The organism is Thioclava marina (genome assembly GCF_002020135.1).
GTDB classification, from domain to species: domain Bacteria; phylum Pseudomonadota; class Alphaproteobacteria; order Rhodobacterales; family Rhodobacteraceae; genus Thioclava; species Thioclava marina.
Genome location: NZ_MPZS01000002.1, coordinates 162,920 through 183,424 on the forward strand (window position 1 = coordinate 162,920; position 20,505 = coordinate 183,424).

At 61.4% G+C, this 20,505-nt stretch carries 10 protein-coding genes and 1 pseudogene; 4 read left to right on the top strand and 7 right to left on the bottom strand.

Features of this window, described 5'->3' with window-relative positions; all coding sequences use genetic code 11:
* The first annotated feature begins 20 nt into the window (after positions 1 to 20).
* Positions 21 to 3,458: a pyruvate carboxylase gene (gene pyc / locus BMG00_RS11000; RefSeq protein WP_093470110.1), complete on the top strand. Its 3,438-nt coding sequence runs from the start codon at positions 21 to 23 to the stop codon at positions 3,456 to 3,458.
* A 479-nt stretch (positions 3,459 to 3,937) separates the two neighbouring features.
* On the opposite strand, the gene BMG00_RS17880 is transcribed toward pyc, so the two are convergent.
* Positions 3,938 to 7,621 carry an autotransporter outer membrane beta-barrel domain-containing protein gene (locus BMG00_RS17880; protein ID WP_158521710.1) on the bottom strand — a complete coding sequence of 1,228 codons (3,684 nt, stop codon included), beginning with the start codon at positions 7,619 to 7,621 and terminating at the stop codon, positions 3,938 to 3,940.
* A 379-nt stretch (positions 7,622 to 8,000) separates the two neighbouring features.
* Here BMG00_RS17880 and BMG00_RS17910 point away from each other — a divergent pair.
* Positions 8,001 to 8,326, top strand: a pseudogene (locus BMG00_RS17910) (FAD-dependent monooxygenase); the annotation flags it as partial.
* Positions 8,327 to 8,575: 249 nt separating this feature from the next.
* Positions 8,576 to 9,034, top strand: a complete 459-nt coding sequence (locus BMG00_RS17915; RefSeq protein ID WP_342745860.1) for an aromatic-ring hydroxylase C-terminal domain-containing protein — start codon at positions 8,576 to 8,578, stop codon at positions 9,032 to 9,034.
* A gap of 573 nt (positions 9,035 to 9,607) precedes the next feature.
* Here the strand turns inward: BMG00_RS17915 and BMG00_RS11020 are convergent.
* From BMG00_RS11020 to BMG00_RS11040, 5 genes are all read right to left on the bottom strand, one after another.
* On the bottom strand, positions 9,608 to 12,571 hold the full coding sequence (locus tag BMG00_RS11020) for a type I restriction endonuclease subunit R (protein WP_078574380.1): 2,964 nt from the start codon (positions 12,569 to 12,571) through the stop codon (positions 9,608 to 9,610).
* Positions 12,568 to 12,915: a hypothetical protein gene (locus tag BMG00_RS11025; protein WP_078574381.1), complete on the bottom strand. Its 348-nt coding sequence runs from the start codon at positions 12,913 to 12,915 to the stop codon at positions 12,568 to 12,570. The genes BMG00_RS11020 and BMG00_RS11025 overlap by 4 nt, the downstream gene beginning before the upstream one ends.
* Positions 12,915 to 14,216, bottom strand: a complete 1,302-nt coding sequence (locus BMG00_RS11030) for a restriction endonuclease subunit S (RefSeq protein WP_078574382.1) — start codon at positions 14,214 to 14,216, stop codon at positions 12,915 to 12,917. Before BMG00_RS11030 ends, BMG00_RS11025 begins: the two co-directional genes overlap by 1 nt.
* Positions 14,213 to 16,234: a type I restriction-modification system subunit M gene (locus BMG00_RS11035; protein ID WP_078574383.1), complete on the bottom strand. Its 2,022-nt coding sequence runs from the start codon at positions 16,232 to 16,234 to the stop codon at positions 14,213 to 14,215. Before BMG00_RS11035 ends, BMG00_RS11030 begins: the two co-directional genes overlap by 4 nt.
* Positions 16,235 to 16,333: 99 nt before the next feature.
* A complete protein-coding gene (locus tag BMG00_RS11040) occupies positions 16,334 to 17,614 on the bottom strand; it encodes a S1C family serine protease (protein ID WP_245795043.1) in 1,281 nt (426 codons plus the stop codon).
* A 371-nt stretch (positions 17,615 to 17,985) separates the two neighbouring features.
* Here BMG00_RS11040 and BMG00_RS11045 point away from each other — a divergent pair, with 371 nt between their 5' ends.
* Positions 17,986 to 18,435 (top strand): hypothetical protein, encoded by a 450-nt coding sequence (locus BMG00_RS11045; RefSeq protein WP_078574385.1) that lies wholly within the window; start codon positions 17,986 to 17,988, stop codon positions 18,433 to 18,435.
* Positions 18,436 to 18,512: 77 nt separating this feature from the next.
* Here BMG00_RS11045 and BMG00_RS11050 read toward each other — a convergent pair whose 3' ends face one another.
* On the bottom strand, positions 18,513 to 20,498 hold the full coding sequence (locus BMG00_RS11050) for a DUF927 domain-containing protein (RefSeq protein WP_078574386.1): 1,986 nt from the start codon (positions 20,496 to 20,498) through the stop codon (positions 18,513 to 18,515).
* Between the last annotated feature and the right edge of the window lie 7 nt (positions 20,499 to 20,505).

Here is a 20,505-nt window from a genome sequence, read left to right on the forward strand (position 1 = left end):
CCATTCCGACATCCAGGGAGATACGCATGTTCAACAAGATCCTCGTGGCAAACCGTGGCGAAATCGCCATCCGGGTGATGCGCGCGGCCAATGAGCTGGGCAAGAAGACCGTCGCCGTCTATGCCGAAGAGGACAAACTGGGCCTGCATCGATTCAAGGCCGATGAAGCCTACCGCATCGGCGAGGGGCTGAGCCCGGTCGGCGCTTACCTGAGCATCGAGGAAATCATCCGCGTCGCCAAGGAATCGGGCGCGGACGCGATCCATCCGGGCTATGGTCTGCTGTCGGAAAATCCCGATTTCGTCGAGGCTTGCGCGAAGGCCGGGATCACCTTCATCGGCCCGAAGGCCGAAACCATGCGCGCGCTTGGCGACAAGGCCTCGGCGCGCAAGGTCGCGATCAAGGCGGGCGTGCCGGTCATCCCCGCGACGGAAGTGCTGGGCGAGGATTTCGACGCGATCAAGGCCGAGGCCGCCGAGATCGGCTACCCGCTGATGCTCAAGGCCAGCTGGGGCGGCGGCGGGCGCGGCATGCGTCCGATCCTTGGGCCTGACGAGCTGATCGAGAAGGTCCGCGAGGGTCGTCGCGAGGCCGAAGCCGCCTTCGGCAATGGCGAGGGCTATCTGGAAAAGATGATCACCCGCGCGCGCCATGTCGAAGTGCAGCTTCTCGGTGACACGCATGGTGGGCTCTATCACCTCTATGAACGCGACTGCACCGTGCAGCGCCGCAACCAGAAGGTCGTCGAGCGCGCCCCCGCCCCTTACCTGAGCGAGGAACAACGCGCCGAGGTCTGCGAACTGGCGCTCAGGATCGGTCAGGCCGTGGGCTATCAGAACGCGGGCACGGTCGAGTTCCTGATGGATATGGACTCGGACAAGTTCTACTTCATCGAGGTCAATCCGCGCGTTCAGGTCGAGCATACCGTGACCGAGGAAGTCACCGGCATCGACATCGTGCAGGCCCAGATCAAGATCGCCGAGGGCGCGACCCTCGCCGAGGCCACCCGCGCCAAATCGCAAGATGAAATCTCGCTGTCGGGCCACGCGCTGCAATGCCGCGTCACGACCGAGGACCCGCAGAACAACTTCATCCCCGATTACGGCCGCCTGACCGCTTACCGCTCGGCCACCGGCAACGGCATCCGCCTCGATGGCGGCACGGCCTATGCGGGCGGCGTCATCACCCGCTATTACGACTCGCTTCTGGTGAAGGTCACCGCCTGGGCGCAGGACCCCGATCAGGCGATCCGTCGGATGGACCGGGCGCTGCGCGAATTCCGTATCCGCGGCGTGAGCACGAATATCGACTTCGTGATCAACCTGCTCAAGCATCCGACCTTCCTCGACATGAGCTACACGACGAAGTTCATCGACACGACGCCGGAGCTGTTCGACTTCAAGCAACGCCGTGACCGGGGCACGAAGATCCTGACCTATATCGCGGATATCACGGTGAACGGTCACCCCGAGACCGCTGGCCGCGCCAAGCCTCATGCCGAGGCGAAACCGCCGCGCGTGCCTGCGATCACCGGCGAGGTGAAGCCCGGCACCCGCGACTTGCTGGAGAAGGAAGGCGCGAAAGCCGTCGCCGACTGGATGAAGGCGCAGACAAAGCTGCTGCTGACCGACACCACGATGCGTGACGGCCACCAGTCGCTGCTGGCGACGCGGATGCGCTCGATCGACATGATCAAGGCCGCGCCTGCCTATGCCGCGAATCTGGGTGATCTCTTCTCGGTCGAATGCTGGGGCGGGGCCACCTTCGACGTGGCCTATCGCTTCTTGCAGGAATGCCCGTGGCAGCGTCTGCGCGACATTCGCGAAGCGATGCCCAATATCCTGACCCAGATGCTGCTGCGTGCCAGCAACGGCGTGGGTTATACGAACTATCCCGATAACGTGGTGCAGTTCTTCGTCAAGCAGGCCGCCGAAACCGGCGTCGACGTGTTCCGCGTCTTCGACTCGCTCAACTGGGTCGAGAACATGCGCGTCGCGATGGATGCGGTGATCGAGAGCGGGAAGATCTGCGAAGGCACGATCTGCTACACCGGCGATATCCTCGATCCCGACCGCGCCAAATATGACCTGAAATACTATATCGGCATGGCGAAGGAACTGGAGGCCGCGGGCGCGCATGTGCTTGGCCTCAAGGACATGGCGGGGCTGCTCAAACCCGCCGCGGCCCGCCAGCTGATCGCGGCGCTCAAGGAGGAGGTGGGCATCCCGATCCACTTCCACACCCACGACACCTCGGGCATCGCGGGCGCGACGATCCTCGCCGCCGCCGATGCGGGCGTCGATGCGGTCGATGCGGCGATGGATGCCTTCTCGGGCGGCACCTCGCAGCCCTGTCTCGGCTCGATCGTCGAGGCGCTGGCCCATACCGAGCGCGATACCGGCCTCGATATCGGCGCGATCCGCAGGATGTCGAACTACTGGGAGGCCGTGCGTCATCAATATGCGGCCTTCGAATCCGGTCTCGAGGCCCCGGCCTCCGAGGTCTATCTGCACGAGATGCCAGGCGGCCAGTTCACCAACCTCAAGGCGCAGGCGCGCTCGCTGGGGCTTGAAGAGCGCTGGCACGAGGTGGCGCAGGCCTATGCCGATGCCAACCAGATCTTCGGCGATATCGTGAAGGTGACGCCGTCCTCCAAGGTCGTGGGCGACATGGCGCTGATGATGGTCGCGCAGGGGCTTTCGAAGGAAGATGTTCTCGACCCGGCCAAGGATGTCTCCTTCCCGGATTCGGTGATCGACATGATGCGCGGCAATCTCGGCCAACCGCCCGGCGGCTGGCCCGAGGGGATCGTGGCGAAGGTTCTCAAGGGCGAGACACCCTCGACCGAGCGACCGGGCAAGCACCTTCTTCCGGTCGATCTGGAGAAGACGCGCAAGGATCTCGCCGAACAGCTCGGAATGGAGATCGACGACGAGGATCTCGCGGGGTACCTGATGTATCCCAAGGTCTACACCGATTACGCCACGCGCCACGAGACCTACGGCCCCGTGCGTACGCTGCCGACCCCGGTCTTCTTCTACGGGATGGAACCGCAGGACGAGATCTCCGCCGAGATCGACCCCGGCAAGACTCTGGAAATCCGCTATCTGACCTTCGGCGAGACCGACGATCAGGGCGAGGTGAAGGTCTATTTCGAGCTCAACGGCCAGCCGCGCGCCGTGCGTGTGCCCAACCGCGCCGTGAAGGCCACGACTGCCGCCAAACCCAAGGCCGAAGCGGGCAACCCGAACCATATCGGCGCGCCGATGCCCGGCTCGGTCGCCTCGATCTCGGTCTCGGTGGGGCAGAAGGTCAAGCCGGGCGACATGCTCCTGACCATCGAAGCGATGAAGATGGAAACCGGCATCCATGCCGATCGCGAGGCCGTGGTGAAAGCGGTCCACGTCACCGCCGGTGCCCAGATCGACGCGAAGGACCTGCTGATCGAGTTGGAATAAGAGCCGATCGCATCTGACATGAGACGCGCGCCCGGCCCTGCCCGGCGCGCGTTTTCATCTCCGACAAAGGGAAAGCGAGCGGGAAAGCCTACAGGGGGGACCTGGCGATCCTCCTTACGTTGGGTGGCTCTGGGAATTTCATGCTTCCCAGATGACTAGAGATCTCGAGCTCGGCTGTCATCGCTGGACTATCGCGGTGGCGACGAGGTGACGGTGGCGCGCAAAACCGTCGTGCCGATGTCTCCAAGGGGCGCCGCTTTCCACCAGCCCTATTCAGCTGGCCGAACATGATCCGGGTCCGGCTGCAGCACTCGTATCGGAGCTTGTCGCGTTTGACCGGCTTGCAGGGGGATGGCCGGTCCGAAACTGAAGGCATCGCTTGGCATTCAGCGCCACACGGGGCCACTCCGCCATTGGGTACCGGCCCGCAAGAAACCAGTCTGCCACGGGCGTAATTCATCAGCCTACCCCCGAGGGGCTCAGAAGCGCAATCGAAGCCCAGCCGCGATGTCGATGCTGGCCGAACCGGTATCGGGCTGGAAATCGCCATGCGCGCCGAAATAGAGCGTGCGCCGACCGTCGAGATCGATCCGGTTCACGGAAATGTCGACGCTCGCGAGCACGGCGGCATAGTTCCCATCGGTCTCGAAATCGCTACCCGGCACGGCCAGGAACGCGGCCTTGATGGGGGCCTGCTTGAGCAGTTCGGCCCGTAGCCCGCCGCGCAGTTTGACGTTCAGGGTCCCGCCATTCCCAAGCTGGCGGATCCGGGTCTTGATCAGCCCGGCCGAGATCTGGAGCGAATTCGAAACCCTTTTGGCCACGGCCAGCGACAGATCATCCGCGCCGGTCTCCTCGAAGGCATCGCGCCAGATCTGAGCAAAGCTCAGCCCGGTATCCCATTGCAATCCGCTGTCCGCCGATCCTGTTTCGGGCCACAGCAAGCGCAGGTTCACCCCCGTGTAGTGATCGTCGAAACGTGCATCGGCGGTGCGGCCCGCGCCCGCGATCTCGATCCGGCGCTTGGCCTTGGAACTGCCACGGCCGAATTCGATATTGCCGGTCAGGCGCAGGCCCGTGTCCAGATCCGTCGCGCCGTAGATCATCGCGAAACGCCGCGCACTATCGAGCGAGGAATCCGGCGCGCCGTAGCCCCGCGCGGAGGACGCGTCATGATCGTCGCCCAGTGCCATGCCGATCCGGTAACCGTCCCCGGCCAGGAGATCGGCCCCGATCGTCCGGGTGAACGACCCCGTCGTGTTGTTCAGAAGCACGTCGCTCGAGCGATGGGTGACGGCGTGGCGACCGCTCAGATGTACCCAGAACGCGCTGCCCTTTTGATCACGCGCCGTATCCAGCCGGTCGAAAGCCACACCGCGATGCGCCCAGAGCGCGGAGAGCGTGGTGGCGCGCGGGATATCATAGAGCTCGGGCGTGAGCTGGCGCAGCGCCAAGTCGAGATCGGGCGAAAGTTCGTCGATGCCATAGGTGGCGGTGTCGAGGTCGCGCGTCATGAACGCCAGATTGTCGAGCGCGAGCCCTACCGCGATCTGGTTGGCATAGGTGGCGCGCTGGCCGAAATCGGACAGTTGCAGCGTGCCCATATCGATCTGCTCGATGCTGGAATAGGCGTAATCCTCGAAACGGAAGGTGAAGCTGTCCGTGTCGGTCTGCAGCGCCTGCAGCATCGTGTATTCCGAGGGCAGAACGCGGCGGAAGCTCAGTTCGAGCGTGTCAGCGCCGCCATTTCCCGCGATATCGCCGGTGATCAGCGCGTTGTTGTTCAGCACGAAGCGATCGTCGCCGGTGCCGCCTTGCAACGCGCCGAAGGTTTGCGAGCCGTGCTCGAAGGTCGCGATGTTGTTGCCCGAGGTGAAAGCCAGCGCCGTGCCGCCGATGCCGCGCAAGATCCCCGTCGTGTCGAGGCTGTTATTCGTGCCCGCCCCGAAGTAGACGCCCGTGGTGCCCGTGATCGCGCCGGTCGCATCATTCGTCACGCTGTTATCGGACACCTCGCCTGCGATCGTGCCCGCGCCGCCCTGAAAGCGGATGCCGAAGCCGCCCGCCGTGATTTCGCCGGTATTGGCGACGGTGTTGCCGCTGACCGCGCCACCATCGCCGATCCGGCTGCCGCTCGCACCGCCGTCACCGCCGATCAGGGCGATCCCGTCCCCGCCCGAGGTGATCGTGCCGTCATTGGTGATCGTGTTGCCGACAACGCTGCCGCCGCTGCCGCCATCGCCCAGGAAACCGCTTTGCCCGGTGGCGCCCGTAGCCCCTGTCGCGCCTGCGCTCGTGGCCGCACCCGGGCGCCCGGCAAAACCGGCCATCCCATCATACCCATCATCCGCGCAAACCAGCGTCACCGCGAGCGGGGGCACCCCGATCTCAAGGCAAGCCCCATCGCCGCCCGAACCGCCCGAACCGCCGGGCCCTGCCAGCGCCGCGGGCGCCGCTGCGCCGCCCAGGCCGCCCGCGCCGCCGACACCGCCAACCCCTGCCGCGCCGCCAGCGCCACCCTGACCACCAGCCAGAGAAATGCCGATACCGCCTGCGTCGATCGTGCCGCGATTGGTGATGGTGTTGTCCTGCAGGTCCCCCGCATCACCACCGCGCCCGCCATCGCCGCCGCGTCCGCCATTGCCACCGCGTCCGCCATTCGCTCCAGATGAGGAACGGCCCGCGAAGCCGCCATCGCCGCCATTGCCCCCGTTGCCGCCCGGATAGGCATGCAGGCTCGAATCGATGATGCCATCGTCCCCGCCAGAGCCATTGCCACCCCGGCCGCCATCGCCCCCTTTCACCCCGTCGGCGCCGTCGCCGCCGCTGCCGCCATTCCCGCCATCGCCGCCTGCGCCGCCCGCACCGCCATCGCCGCTCGCGAGCGCGATCCCGTCGCCTGAGGCGCTCAGCGCGCCGTCATTGGTCACCGTGTTACGCGCAAGCGCGCCCCCATCCGCGCCGCGCGCGCCACTGCCCCCAGCCGCGCCCGCGCCGCCGGTGCCGTAACTATCTCCGAAATAGCCGCTCCTCGCCCCACGCAGTCTCGCGTCGCCGCCATGCCCGCCATCGCCCCCCGGCGCGCCGCAGGCAGTGTCGCCATAACAATCGTTCGTGCCCGGGTAGACAAGCCCTGGTCCTGCAGGGCCAGCGGCGCCATTTCCGGCCGAGAAGGGCACGTTCACCCCGTCGCCGCCAACGCCACCATCACCGCCGCGCCCGCCATCTCCGCCCGCGCCGCCTTCACCGGCGCTCAGCCGCATGGCGGTGGCTCCGGCTGCGATCGTTCCGCTGTTGTAGACGGTGTTGTCCGTGACGTCGCCGCCGATGCCGCCCAAGCCACCACCGCGCCCGGCCCCGCCGCTCCCTGCGCTGGCGCCGAGCCCGTCGTAATAAACCTCGTCGCCATTCTGGGCCTTGTAGAGATAGTTGATCCCGGCGACGCCTGGATGTCCGGGCAGGCCGGGTTGCCCGCCATACCCGCCCGCGCCGCCCAGACCACCCGCACCGCCCGCGCCCCCCGCTCCGCCCATGATCGAGAGCCCGTCCGCGCCCGCATCCAGCGCCGCGAAATTGCTCAGGCTGTTGGCGCTGGCCACGCCGCCTGTCGCCCCGCGCGAGCCCTCGCCAGCCACACCGCCATTTGCGCCGCGGCCACCAAGCCCGCCCGATTGTTCGGGCGTCGCCTGATCCGCGCCATAGCTGCCGCTCCCCCCAGCGCCGCCATTCCCACCTTTCGCCCCGAGCCCGCCCGTGCCGCCGGCGACCATGGCGCCGCTCATCCCGGTCGTCAGATCCGCATTGAGATCGAGCGTGATCCCTGAGGCCGCCCCCGCAGGGCCCGCATCGGTGGCCGCGACACCCGCTGCGCCTTGAGATCCGGCACGCCCATCCGTTCCCGAGGAGAAGACCGGAGCGCCATTGCCGCCATTCGCCCCATCGGCCCCGGCGAAACCATTCCCGCCGCTCCCGCCGATGAAGAGATACCCGAAATCACTGACGCTTGCGGGTAGATCGAAGCTAAACGCCCCCGGCGCCAGATCGGCGCCTGCAGAGCCGGGCGAACTCGCCGTGCCGGGCTGGCCCGTCGCCCCCGTCACCTCGAGCACGCTATCGGCCAGGGCGGGGCCGAAGCCCACCGTGGTGCCTAGCACAAAGACCATGATGGCGGCTTTCCGCTCCCGGCGGATGCCAGCGGAATCGCGTTTCGCGCTGCTCGACATTTCGTCCCCACACTTAACGCCGGGGACGATCTATCGTCATCCACCCACGTATTTCCCCTGTAGGCACTCTAGATAGCGGAGGCGGATGACGCAGCGTCCAATTCCGGGCAGATCCGGGAGGGTGCTGACAGTATCGGACGGCCCCGGGTCCCGCCGGCCGACATGTGAGGCCCCGATGCGCCCCCAGCGCTGCACCCACGCAAGATGCTCGACAATCGCCGCAATCATCAGAGAGAAAACGATATTTCAGTCGACCTCCTTTCACGAAACCATGCATCCCGGCACCGATATCGGCGGAATTGGCATGGGGCTGATCCGGATGGTGCGCCCGTGGAACGAATGGCTGGTCGTGTGGGGCTACGACGTCAACGAACCCGAACCTGATGTCACCGAGGAATTCGCGACAGGAGTTGCGAACCAGTCGATCGGCGACCCGGAGCTGGAGATCGAACTGCTCAGCGCCAACACCTGGACGGTGAACAACTACTATGCAACAGAGGTTTCAAACGGCCGCGTCTTCTGCATGGGCGACGCGATTCACCGCCACCCCCGTCAAACGGCCTCGGCTCGAACACCTCCATTCAGGACTCCTTCAACCTCGCCTGGAAACTTGCGATGGTCCTGAAGGGCCAGGCGGGCGAAAAACTTCTCGAAAGCTGTGACGCCGAGCGCGCGCCCGTCGCCAAGCAGATCGTAACCCGCGCGAACCAGTCGATCGGCGAAACCGGCCCGATCTTCGATGCGCTCGGGATGGATGGCGGCGTCGATCCCGTCCAGATGCAGAAGAATCTCGAAGCGCGCTGCAATACGACTCCGGCGGCCGAGAAACAGCGCGAGGCCATCCGCAAGGCGATCGCATTCAAGAAATACGAGTTCGATGCGCACGGGGTCGAGATGAACCAGCGCCACCGCTCAGCGGCGATCGTCACCGACGGTCAGATCGAGCCGAGCTTTGAGCTCGATGCAGAGCTGCATTATCAGCCAACCGCATGGCCCGGCGCGCCCCTGCCGCATGCATGGCTTTATCGCACGGGCGGGCAACGGGTCTCCACGCTTGATCTCTGCGGGCACGGGCGTTTCACAGTGCTGACGGGGCTCGACGGAAAGGCCTGGATCGAGGCGACACATGCGCTGGCTCAAGAGCTCGGGATCGCGATTGAAGCGCATCTCATCGGGCCACGCCAGCCCCATGCCGATCATGCCGGGGATTGGGCGCGGCTGCGCGAGATTTCCGATAGCGGCTGCTTGTTGGTGCGCCCGGACCACCGTGTCGTCTGGCGCGCCAATCGCCTGACCGATGCGCTTCAGGCTGACCTGCGGCGCGTGCTCTCTGCGATCCTCGATCGCAAGTAGTAAAGCACCTCTCCCGCGCGGCGCGACAGAACCGCGCGGGAACCCTCAACTCCCGCAGGCATCCGATCAGGAAGGGGAAGCATCGCGGTGCGGGCATCGGCAAAGATTACTTCGCGTGGGTGCTCCGCACCGCAATCGGTACGGGCTTGCCCTCCCGTCGAAACAGGCTCTTACCACAACCGAACTCCCGCCGATCGTTTCCTCGCGATGCGCGTTCCAGACGTCCACGACTCCAATTCCCTTGATCTTTTGCCGACCTGTCACGAGACGCCCCACCACAGCATACGCAAATCTGCGACATGAAATCCGCACGGATCGATTTCCCGGACCCTGAAACGACAGCTTCTCGTGCACTTGTGGTGGGGGGGGCCTCGGGGCGGGGCTGACCGACCAAACCCGGCGAAACCGTTGGCGGAGGAGGTGTCCGGTCAACCGGGAAATTGGGTCACGCATGCGGCAATAAAAACAACAACTTAGGAAAGCCCCGCAGCATTGCGTGCAGCAAAATGTGCAGCAAATTGTGCAGCAGATTTCTCCCCAGATCGGAGCATTGGAGAAAGTGTTTGGACAAGGTCAACCGTTTCGCGCTTGCCTCTGCGCCCGCTTGAAGAAGTGACGTGTCGCCTGCTCGCGCGCGTCCTTGTCGGTCATGACGATATTCCGCATCTCGTTATCCTGTTGGAACATCTTCACCATCTGCTGAAAGAACGCTTGAGAAAACGCGTTGTATACTACGTCCGCTGGGTTGTTGCGCATCATCTCGGTCATGTCGTCATCCATGACGTCGCGGGTGACACGTTCGAAGCGCAGAAAGTCCTCCCGCGAGAACTTGGTCCCGTGTCGATCGTTGAACGCGTCGATGATCTCCGAGAGAGAGCGCTCTTCTTCTTCCGTGTAAGGATTGGCACCAAACTCGGAGATCGGCTGCAGGGTCGTGGTGTCGCCCGCAGTCAGGGACGCGCTTCCCTCCTCGTCTTTCTGAAGCTTGAAGGCTGCCAGGTTGAGCATGTCGTCCGATACCGTGATATCGGCTGGCACGTTGCGCGACGGGAGCAGGCGCGAGAGCCAGGAGCCGTAGGCGTAGAGCTTTTCTAGCCAGGCATCGTTGAGGTTCACGACCTGAGCGACGAAGGCGTAGAAGCGCTGAAAGCTCCTCAAGAGCTGCCGGAATTCCTCTTTCTGCGCCTCATCCTCGTCGAGCAAAAAGCGTTCGACAGCGAGCCGCACGGTCCCCTCCAGAACAAGACGATCCTGTTCGGTCAGGTCACCCTTGAAGAACTGATCGGCAAAACGCTCGATCTCTTCCTTGTTGATGTAGGTCGAATTGGAGATCCGCTGTTCGAGATCGTAGACCTGATTGAGATCCGTTCGTTCTTCGAGGGCCGTCGCTTCGAAGAAGGGAGCGAAGGCTTCCTTGATGTCCTCCATCGTGTTCTGGAAATCGAGCACGAAGGTGCGGTCCTTGCCGGGATAGGTCCGGTTCAAACGCGCGAGGGTCTGCACGGCCTGAAGGCCCGCCAGCTTCTTGTCGACATACATCGCGACCAGTTTCGGCTGGTCGAAACCAGTCTGATATTTCTCGGCGACCACGAGGACCTGGTAGGCATCCGTGTCGAACTTCTTCGGCAACTCGGTTTCGGCGAAGCCGTTCGCAGTCGCTTCGGTCCACTCATTCCCATCGACCGTCAGATCGCCGGAGAACGCGACGAGCGCCTTGAGATCGGTATAGCCCTTGCTTGCTATATAGTCGTTCAGACGCTGCCAATAGCGCAGCGCGTGCTCGCGGCTCTGCGTGACGATCATCGCTTTCGCTTTACCTTCAAGCTCCCGCGCGACGTGGCGGCGGAAATGCTCGACGATGACCTCGACCTTCTGGTCAATCGCGGTCGGGTGCAACGAGGCATAGCGGGCGACGCGCGCTTGCGCCTTGCGGCCCTTGAAGGCCGGATCGTCCTCGATCGTCTTCTCGAGCTGATAATAGGCCTTGTAGGTCATGTAGTTCTGGAGCACGTCCAGAATGAACCCCTCCTCGATCGCCTGCCGCATTGAGTAGAGGTGGAACGGATGTGGCTTGCCGTCAGATCCGATGCGGCCGAAGCGCTCCAAGGTGACGTTGCGCGGGGTCGCGGTGAAGGCAAGGAACGAGATGTTCTTCTGCGGGCCGCGCGCTTTCTGGAATGCCAGAACGAGGTCCTCAATATCCTCGGGGCTGGTGTCATCGCGGGTGAGCGCGTCGGTCATCGCTTGTGCCGCTTTCCCGGATTGCGATGAGTGCGCCTCGTCGATGATCACCGCGAAGTTCTTGCCGGCCTGTCCCGAAATCGTCGCCAGATGCTCGGTGCCGAACTTCTGGATTGTCGTGATGATGATCCGTGCGCCCTTGATGATCGCGTCTTTCAGATCGCGGGACGTGCCGTCGATCTTCTTCACCACGCCTTCAGTCTGCGCGAACCCGCCAATGGTGTTCTGCAACTGACGGTCGAGCACCAGGCGATCCGTCACGATGATCGCTGTGTCGAAGAGCGGCTGGTCGTTCCCGTCATGCAGGTTGATGATCTGATGCGCGGTCCAGGCGATCGTGTTCGACTTGCCCGACCCTGCACTGTGCTGGATCAGGTAGTTCTTCCCTGGGCCTTGAGCCTTCGCGTCTGAGAGCACCTTGCGCACCGCATCGAGCTGCTGGAAGCGCGGGAAGATCAGCACCTCTTTGCCATCACCCCGTTCGAGGTGGATGAAACGGCCGATCAGATCGAGAAGCACCTCGCGCGAGAAGACGGCCTTACCGTCGGGCAGATCCTTGTAGAGATAGGCGACGCGGTTCTCGCCCGGCACGTCAGGGTTACCGGCACCGCCATTGCGCCCGCGATTGAAGGGCAGGAACCGTGTCTTGCCGTTCATCAGCCGCGTCGTCATCGACACATTGTCCTGATCCACCGCGAAATGAACGATGGCACCGCGCTTGAAGGTCAGCAGCGGCTCACCCGCAGGCGACCGATCCTGGCGATATTGTCTCTCGGCATGTTTGACGTTTTGACGGGTCAGCAGGTTCTTCACTTCGAGCGTCGTGACCGGGATGCCGTTGACGAAGGTCACCAGATCAAGGGCGTTCTTGTTCTTCGCCGAATAGGTCACCTGGCGCATCACCGAGAGGATATTCGCCTCGAAGAGCCGCGTCAGATCCGGGTTCAGGTTCGAGGCGGGCTTGAAGAAGCACAGCGCGAAGCGGATGTTCGGCACCAGCTTGATGCCCTCGCGCAGCACGACATGGGTCGGGTGCTCCTTCAGCGCCTTGTCGAGACGCTTGAGAACCTCTGCCTCGGCCTGCGCGCTGTAGTGATCCTCCAGCACTTTCCAGGCGTCGGGTTGCGTCGCCTTGAGGAAGTGGAACAGCAACGAAGGATCAAGCGCATGGGCGACATCATAATGGGACGCGCAGTTGCGTTCGATATACCCCTGTTCGGAGGTCAGGCAGGAGACGATATGCGCCTCGAAGACTTTCTCTTGGTGGATGTTGGCGGTGGTGTGGGTGTCGGTCACAGGTTCCCCACCTCGCGTTGAATGTCAGGAAGCGGCGTCGAGTTGTCGAACGAGAAACGCCATGCGCCTTGAATGCTGTGGGAGCGCAGATCGATCTGTTGGGTCTTGTAGTTATAGGTAAAGACGTAGCGCGATCCTTGAAGCGTGACCCAACACGTCCGGGCAAGATTGCCGTTTCGCTCGTAGACCTCGACCTTGTCGAATTTGAGATTCAGGCGTTGCCGCACCTCGTCGGAGAGCGGTTGTATGACGTGTTCGACATTTCCGCCGTGATGGCGTGCCTCTCCGATAACCTTAGCGATGAAGGCATCAATCTCCTGGTTGGTCGTCAGTTTTCGTGCCATTACGCTTGCATCTCCTCTTGAATGGCTTCGAGCTGGCGGTCGGGGATGCCGGATTTGGCGTAGGCCTGAACGTCGATCTGACCCGTGACAGCAGCGGTGATCAGGGCGGATCGGTATTCTTTGAGACGGTCGACGGAGGCGTTGACTGCGTTGGTCGTTTCTGAAACGTGAACCTTTTCCAATTCGATTTCTGCCACGACCTTCGCCTGCTTTTCCAGTGATGGAAGGGGCACAGGCAGGGTGCGAACCGTTTCTTGACTTATATTTTGCATGGATGAACTTGCGCCGTTGGCGCGCGAAGAATAATGAAGTCGCGCTTTCTTGCTTCTTAGTGCCAGCAGCGCAAACGAAGGTGAAAGCAACCTTTCATCAAGTCTCAGGCGATATAGTTTGTCGCAAAGCATCAAGCGACTTTCGGCATTTTTGACGATTGCCGCGCTGCCAACTAATTCGGGAGTGTTTGCTCTCGACATAAGGAGATCGCCATCACCGACTTCTAGTTCAGGACGGGGGGGCATGTCTTTTGGGAGCGTCTTATGTTCGGCTGCAGTGAATGACCAACCGTTTACGCAACCTACTTTGAGAACTCCCCATTCATCGCCTTCTTTCGGGCGAGTTTCGCAGTCAGGACTCCACCCTTGTTCGATATTGATCAATGCACGGCGGAACGGCACTGCCTTCGTTTCGTCGATGTAGACTGACTTCTCTAGTTTGGACTGGAGTTTCTCCCCCAGCAACGCCACCAAGCGCTGCTTTTTCGCGATCAGCAGGTCTATTCTTGCGGTCTCATGGTCTAGAAAGTCGGCGATCTGGCGTTGGGTCGCAAGGTCGGGGCGATACACCCAGTCGTTCGGGAAATCGGCAAACTTCACAGACTGACGAACGCCGCCACCAAGAGAGTAGTAATGTTTTGCTAGATCAAGCGCGAGCAGCGAGTAGAACCAGAAGCGCGGATCGTTGTCGCGCTGAACTTCAACCGCGTCATATGCCGAGGTAATAATGCCTCGTTGTGTCACGAGACCCTGCCGCAGACTGCGTTTGTCGTTTTGCAGATCAGTCAGGCGCAGGACGATATTGCCCGGTTCGACGATCTGATACCCCTCGAAGTTCTCAGGCAGGAGACCGTCAGCGGTATCGATATCCTTCTGAATGATACGCCCGTAACTGAGCGACAGCAGGTTGTCTTCCTTCATCCCGGCATTCTTGTGCCCGCGACGAACGCGGAACACCTGATGCAATTTGTCCAACTGCCAGTCATCCGGTTTGGGTGCTGCGTGAACGCGTTCTTGGAGTGTGATCACTCAATCACCTCCTGCAACAGACCTGCTATCTCTGCTTCCAGAGCCTTCAGCTCGGCGTCGATTTCCTCGAGCGGGCGGGGCGGCACGTATTTGTAGAAGTAGCGATTGAAGTTAATCTCATACCCTACGCGCCCGACGCCGCCATCCTGCGCGTCGGTGTAGCTCTCGTCCACCCAGGCATCCGGCACAAAGGGTAGAACCTCGCGCTGCACATAGGCGCGCCAGTCCTCGTTCAGCGGGACGAGTTCGTGATCGCGCAGATCGGTATCGGGTTCGGGGTTGCCGTTCTTGTCTGTGCAGACCTCGGCATCCTCGTCACGCTCGGACAGCGCCGACAAAACCGCCTTCTTCACCGGCGCGCCCAATTTCACGCCAGCGGCCCTCAGAGCGCCGCTGAGCGCCTTCTCGAACTTATTGCGGGACAGCCAGCGCTCACCGACCGGAAGCCCCTCCAGCGCCTCCAGAACCCGCGCCTGCTCATCCTCGTCGAGCTTGGCGAAGGGCTTGGCCTCGCGCAGCGCCTCCAGCCCCTCCGGCGTGACCGAAAAGGCCAGTTTGAGCGGCCGCTCGACCCGGATTTCGCGATAGCCGAAATCGGTGGTCTCGAAGATCTTCGACACGTCAGCCCAGTCCGAATTGCCGTTGAGCATGTCGTGGTAGATCCGCGCGATCTCTTCGGTGGCTTCCTGCGGGATCTCGCGCCGTTTCGAGCCGAGCGACTTGCGCATCGATTTCCAAAACCGCTCGCCGCTCGCATCGATCAACTGCACCTTGCCGCGCCGGTCCTTGTCCTTGCGGTTGGTGAGCAGCCAGACATAGGTCTGGATCCCGGTGTTGTAGAAGAGGTCGGTCGGCAGCGCGATGATCGCCTCGACCCAGTCGTTTTCCAGCATCCAGCGCCGGATCTCGCTCTCACCTGAGCCAGCCCCGCCGGTAAAGAGGGGCGAACCGTTCATGACGATCCCGATGCGCGAGCCCTGCTCGTCATTGCGCATCTTGGAAATCATGTGCTGAAGGAACAGGAGCTGCCCGTCCGAGATCCGGGGCAGGCCCGCGCCGAAGCGACCTTCCATACCGAGATCTGCCGCCTCGTCCTTGATCGGGTCTGCGTATTTCTTCCAGTCGACCCCATAGGGCGGATTGGAGAGCATGTAGTGGAAGCGTTTGCCCTGGTGCGCGTCCTGGGTCAGCGTGTTGCCGAAAGCGATGTTCTCGGGATTGTGCCCGGTCACCAGCATGTCGGACTTACAGATCGCGAAGGATTCCGGGTTCAGCTCCTGGCCGAACAGCTCGACCCGGATGCGGTCATTGAGATCCTTCATCTCCATTTCGGCGATCGAGAGCATCCCGCCGGTGCCGGCCGCTGGATCATAGACCTGCCGGATGACGCCACTGCCGGTCAGGGCTTCTTTGTCGTTGACCAGGAGAAGCGAGACGATTAGGCGGATCACCTCGCGCGGGGTGTAGTGCTCACCGGCGGTTTCGTTGGAGATCTCCGAGAAGCGACGGATCAGGTCTTCGAAGAGATAGCCCATCTCGATGTTGGAGATGGCGTCCGGATGCAGGTCGATCTGCGTGAAGCGATCGAAGACCTGGTAGAGCAGCCCCGCATCGTTGAGACGCTTGAGCTGATCGGTGAACAGGAACTTGTCGAGGAAGATGTCCCGGACATTGCCCGAGAACTTGGTGATGTAATCGATCAGGTTCTTGTGGATGTCCTTCGCGTCCTGCCCCTTGAGCGAGGCGAAGGTGAAGCGGGACAGGTTGTAGAGCCGGATGTTCTGGCCGACCGCTCCGGAGAGAAGCGTGTCGCGCGCGTCATCGTCCATGTCCGCAGGGAGGCTCTCGGCCATGGCGAGCACATCAGGCTTGCTCGCCTCTAGAATGCAGTCCAGACGGCGCAGAACCACGAAGGGCAGCACCACCTTTCCATATTCGGATTGCTTGAAGTCGCCGCGAAGAAGTTCTGCAATTGACCAGACGAAACTGCTTAAGCTCTTGATGTCGTTGTTGCTCATGGATCCCTCGAAATTCGCGGACAGGATGGGAGGAGGCATCCTAGGGTGCAAGAACAATTCGGACGAGCAGACACTGCAGTCCACCCCAAGCGTTGCCCCCTATTCGCATGTGACGAAGTGGGTAACGGATGTCAGCATCTTGCCCATCTGCTCTGGAGCTATCTGCTCGCCTGCGTCGCTCGTCTGAGGCGTCACGCCGTTCTGGTAGAGAAACAGCTTCGCTATCTCTCCCCGGATGGCGAAGTTCACATTCTGCGGGATATCCCCGATCGCGTCCTGCACAAGTTTCGCGTCTAGCTTCGACACGACGACCCCGACGACATGGCCGTGTGCATCGACGACCGGACCACCCGAGTTCCCTGGCTGAACCGGCGCAGAGATCTGCATACGACTTCCGTCACCTCCAAGCCCTTTAATGCTCGTAACTGAGCCGCGCGTGACATTCAGGCCGCTCAGCAAGCCAGCGAGCGGATATCCTGCGATCGTGACATCTGCATTCAAGCTAGCAGGCTTGGCCGCGAAGGTAACACTCTTCAGGCCGCTGACGTTCTCGACCTGCACCAATGCGAGATCGAAATCCTCATCCTTTCCAATCAACTTTGCAGGCGAGCCGTCAACGGTGATCTTACGACAATCCCCTGCGACGTGATTGTTGGTCAGAATCTTTCCGTCGGGAGCGACTGCAAAGCCCGTGCCAGTCCCGCCCTCGTCTTCTCCAGGGGGAGCGGGAGGCTTTTCACCAACAGTGCCCTCGCCAACTCGCGGCTTGGGGCTGAGATCCTTGGCCTCATCGAGAAACGCCATAACCCCAGTGTAAAGCTCGCCATACTCCGGAAGATCCAGTTCAGTGCCTCGATGGGGGAGAATTGACGCCGTAACCAACGCCAGACGACCGGCATCGCGATCTTGGGCGGACACAAGAATCGTCGACCACTCTCCAACACGTATGCGATCAGAGCGCACGTAGAGTGTTTTGCCTCCAGATACGCGAGCTGACGTGATCAGCAGATGATCCTTGCGCACTGTGTAGAGGTTGGAAACTGAGGTATCGAGCGCGTAGCGGTGCATAGCAACTGCTCGGCCGATATCGCCTGACGTCAAAGATATCGACAACGTCGAAGCGCTGTCGTCAAAATCGAGAGTGAGACCGTTCGCGCTGACATGCGAAGACATAGTCTTCTGTGGCGACAGGAACGATAAATCGGCAAAATCGAAGTAGTAGCGTGACCAGCCACCATCCGAGATCGTCTTGATCTCATCGACCACCAAAGCCACCGGCGCGAGGTTGGGCAACTCGCCTGCGTTAAAGTCGATGCCACTCTTGCGAGCGTAGGCCTGGAGAGCGCTCGCACTTCCAGCCCCCCATTTGCCATCGATCATGCCCAAGTAAGAACCGTCTAGCGCGAGAGCCGCTTGAAGAAACCGGACTTCCTGGGAGGTCAGATCACTAGCGCGGAAAGGTTCAACGAGCTCGCTTCTCGTCCAAGCACTCGCCGAACAGACCCCTAAGAATATCAGAAGACCAGCACTTAAAAGTGCGCGCATCGAATATCTCCACCAATCCTAGATAAGAATGGCTCAGCGGCTGTGTTCGGTCAAGAAAACCGATCATTCAGGCCTCCGGGGCAAAATCATCAAACGCGGAGATGCGCACAGCCAATCCGTAGAAATTGCGGCTGATATGCCGTCGCCGGGTTGTTTAATTCGCGATCTTGGCGCTAATTCGTCGAGCAGCCAAGTTTGGAGGGGTAATGTTCAAGCGAATTTCAAAAGTATTCTTGATTGCCACAACGGTCGCATTGTCAGGTTGCGCCTCACAGAGCATGTTGCCCCCAAGCAGCTCAGAGGCGGATTTTTCAGCACCTGAGGGGAAGGTGGGCTGGTCTTCCTATCGAGAAACCGCGCTCTTCCGCAATGCGAGCGAAGAACACGTCTATGACGCTGCGAAGTTGGCTCTAGGTGAAACTGGCTTTGCCCTCAGATCGGCAGACAGGTCGGCTCGACGCGTCACCGGTGAACATGGCATCACCCTCCACGACTGGAATGTGATCGCTGGCATCTACTACAAACCGACACCGGCTGGCATCCATGTCCTCGTGCAGGTCGAAGGTTCGAAAGACACTGGCTTCAGCGGCGATGTGACCGGAGACGGTTGGACCGGGAAAATCATGAGTAGGATGCGTCAGCATATTGGACGCTGAACACCCGCCACGGGCAATCCTCGCTTCGAATGGGGAGGGCAAAAGAGCCCTCCCACGTTTTCGCGAAGATCGTGTCCTCAGACTTCCTTAAAAGACATCACGCGGCTCACGTCGACCGTGTAGAGGCGCGGCCGACCGGGGATAGCGCGCGGAGCCTTACGCTGGAGGCGCCCCTCTTCACCGGGCACCAAGAGATGAAGCTCGACCATGCGCTTAGCCGCAAGCGCCCCTGCTTCGGCCGGGAAGAGCTGTGTCCAGGTTTGCGAGGTCAGATAGGCTTTTGTCATGTCGCGCCATCCCTCAGGAACGACGTTTGACTGCGGCCCATCGACAAGCGGAAGGGTTGCGAGACTCGCCGTCAAATATTTCTGCAAGGCCTTCACGTAGTCAGCGCCATCTTCCAGCACGTCGACAAAGCGCCGATCATACCAGTCGAGGAATGCGCGCGTGCACGCACTAGTCGCGTCACCTTGCGCCCAACCGGTGAGTTGAAGGAGCGTCGCAAGCTCACCCGCGGTAGCAATTGCCGCGAACCTCTTAGCGACGCGAGACACTTGTCCATCGATCGTTAAAGGAAGCGACGATACCATGCGCTCAGCATTTGAATTGACCAGCCTGCCCAGCTTGTCGCAATCGCGACCGACGCCACGAGAAATGATCTGGCGAACAAACTCCCGACCGGCGCAACCGAATTGCTCGCGAACCGCTTTCTGAACGATCCCAGAAAACTCCGCGCCATCATCTGCACCGTGGAGAACATCAAATACTCCATATGCACAGCAATCAGCTTCGATATCGACCAAACGCACTTCGTGACCTGCCATAGCTGTGAGGCGCGCCTCTGCGAGCTTCTCCTCGATGCTGATTTCTCCCGACGAGATTAACGCCAAGCGCCAACGAGCCTGCTGAGCCAGCTCAACATCTTTGGACATCCGGGTTTTGCCCACACCGTTTGCAAGCATGTAAATCGCGTCATAGAGGCTACGGGCCGGGATCTCAGCAAGCTCATCGAGCGCCAACAGCATGTCGTTGCGGCGCGCAGCAATCGCCTCAAGGCCGTTCTTGGTTGCGTGCCACTGGGTAATGAGACTCTCCCCACCCCAGACCGATGCAGCCAGCTTGAGCATAGTCGTCTTTCCTGAAGAGGACTGCCCCCGAAAATGCAGACCGCCACCGCCGAGCCCAAGCAGCGCAAGAAACGGACCAGCGAAGCTGAGCGAGACCGCCAAGATCATCAAATGGTTGCCGGCGCAGAGTGAAGCCACGTCGCGCTTCCAGCCTTCCACCGAACCTGCAGTGATCGTAGCGGAACCGTCCAAACCCACCGGGAGGATCCTAGTTTTGCCTATGGCAGAGTCGCCGATGGCGAATGCCGAATAGTTTTCATCCACCCAACCCGCCCGTGTCACCGTCCGAAGCCGCTCTTCGGGCTTCCAGGTCTTGAGCAGCTCAATGACCTGCTCCTTGGCCTTCTTTTCGCGCCCCAGCTCGAGACCACTATCGACCAGAGTTGCGATCACCATTTGAGGCTTCGATTGCAGATCGGAATTAAGAACCGAAATCTTATGCCAGTCGCCATCAGCATTTTTCACTGCAACGACCTTACCCCACCCCCTGCCTTCTCCATTCGAAAAACTAGCCTCGACCCGGATCGGCGAGCAAACGAAGATCGGGCCCGCATCGCTCTCGGCCATGTAGAAAAGGCCATCCTCTTCAAGGTTGAAGCCCGGCGGAATTGAAGCGTTCGACGAAGCGACCGGTGCAGCCACATCTCCACCTGCGACATCGAAAGGTGCTTTGGTTACCTGCTTAGTTGCTCCCGCTTTTGCTGCGTGAAGCTCGATGACCTTCTGGGGCCCCTCCTTGGCACCTTCCTCTACGCCAACCGGACGAGGTTGGAGTTCGATGGGAGGCCGAACATCTGCTTCCGCTGCGAGCTCATCCAAATTTGCGCGGTCATCAGTTTCGGGCAACAGAGCCCCCTGCCCTTCGCACTCAATGCCCAAAGGCAATGCTGAGATAGAGGCACCGGGAATAGCGTTTTCTGAGATGTGGTCTTTCATATTTTTC